Genomic DNA, 1,651 nt, shown 5'->3' on the forward strand with positions numbered 1-1,651 from the left:
GGCCTGGCCAGAGGCCACGCCCGACGAGGTGTACTCGAGCATCGAGCACCTGAGCCCCGCCGACCGGCGCCTGCTCGCGCTGGCCGAGCCCGACGCCGTCGGCGGCACCTACGGCGTTCCGTGGCCGGTGCGGGCGCGGGCGAACTCAGTCCTGGTACGCCGCGCACTGCACCGCGAGCAGTTGGCCGGGACACCGTGGAGTCCGCGGATCGGGCGACTGGAGACCATGACGCGACGGGGGCCGGGTCGTCGTCGTCGGTCCTTCGTGGGGTTCTCCCCCCTGCGGGGTGGGCGGATGATCGAGGTGGTGGGGGAGGTCGGTCCGCGCACCGAGGCGGTCGCGGTCTACGTCCCCGGCACGGGCACCAACCTCGACATGTCCCACGTCAACACCGACGTCGCGGTGGACCTGGTGGAGGCCGGCGGTGGCCGGCTGGTCGTGGTGGCGTTTCTCGACGGCGAGTTCCCGCAGGACATCATGGCCGACGCCGGCGATCCGCGGTACGCCGAGGCGATGGCGCCCCGCCTGGTCCGGTTCTGTCGGGAGGTGGACCGGGTGATCGAGATCGAGTGCCCGGGCGCGGCGCTGACCGTCGTGGGCCACTCCTACGGCGGGCGGATCGTCGGGACCGCGGAGCGGCTGGGGCTGCGCGCCGACCGGGTGATCTACGCCGAGTCCCCGGATCTCGGGGTGGGGGTGTCGGGGCCGGCCGACTGGCGGTCCCCCGGTCCCGTCCGCAGGTTCTCGTTCACCGCTCCCGGGGACCCGGTCGAGCTACTGCAGGTCAGATGGGGGTTGAGGCGGGCCTGGTCCACCTCCGACCTCTCCGACGGCGCCACCCGCCTCGACACCGGGTACTTCGCCGACGGCACCCCCGTCTACGGCACGCGCGGCCACGGCGGGGTGTTCGACCGCGGGTGCGGTGCGTTCGAGGCGATGCTCGCCGTGATGCTCGGCGGCCGGGTGCCGCTCTGGCGTGACCGTCGGATCCGGGCCCGCCACACGCGCGCCGGCCCGGGAGATGACGGACGGATCCTGCCCACGGTGTGGCGTCATGCCACGGGGCTGTGGCTCCGCCGGGCCGACGACCCGTACGGTGACGCCCAGGTCCTGTGGGAGGGTCCGGAACGCCTTGTCGCCGTTCCGGTGTCGACACGCGCGGCGGGGCTCGGGGTTGTCCCGGGCACCGCGGGTGACTGATACTGGGGCCCATGGCTCCGCTGGACTCCCGCTTCCCACGCCCCTCGGCCACCGCTCTGGGGGTGGGCGCCCTCGGCGTGGTCTCCGCCGGGCTGATCTCCACCGGACTCTGGTACGACTCCCACCGCAACGCCCTGGCGGTCGAGCGGGCGCGCGAGCAGGTGTCCACCGCCCAGACCGCCGACGCCTCGCCGGAGCCCGTCGCCGTGACCACCTCCGAGCCGGCCGATGAGGGTGCACCCGGCGACTCCACCGAGACCTCGGTCGAGAGCCCGGACACCCCGGTCGGCGATGGTCCCGCGACAGACGCCGGGACGGCGGAGACGGGGTCCTCGACGGCGGGGACCGCCCAGGTCTCGGTGCCCACGACCGCGGCGGCCGCGGCGGTCGTCGCCCCACGTCGTTCCGCTCAGTCGTCCCCACCGGCCCCGGTAGCCGAGCGGGCGACCC

At 74.7% G+C, this 1,651-nt stretch carries 1 protein-coding gene and 1 pseudogene; both read left to right on the forward strand.

What is annotated here, in order from left to right; translation table 11 throughout:
• Positions 1-1,201 (forward strand): alpha/beta hydrolase (locus tag IY392_RS15295; RefSeq protein WP_194861668.1); only part of this gene is annotated, 1,201 nt, incomplete at its 5' end.
• 11 nt (positions 1,202-1,212) lie between these two features.
• A pseudogene (locus IY392_RS15300) lies at positions 1,213-1,651 on the forward strand (hypothetical protein); the annotation flags it as partial.

This window comes from Dietzia sp. SYD-A1, from assembly GCF_015356725.1.
GTDB lineage: Bacteria > Actinomycetota > Actinomycetes > Mycobacteriales > Mycobacteriaceae > Dietzia.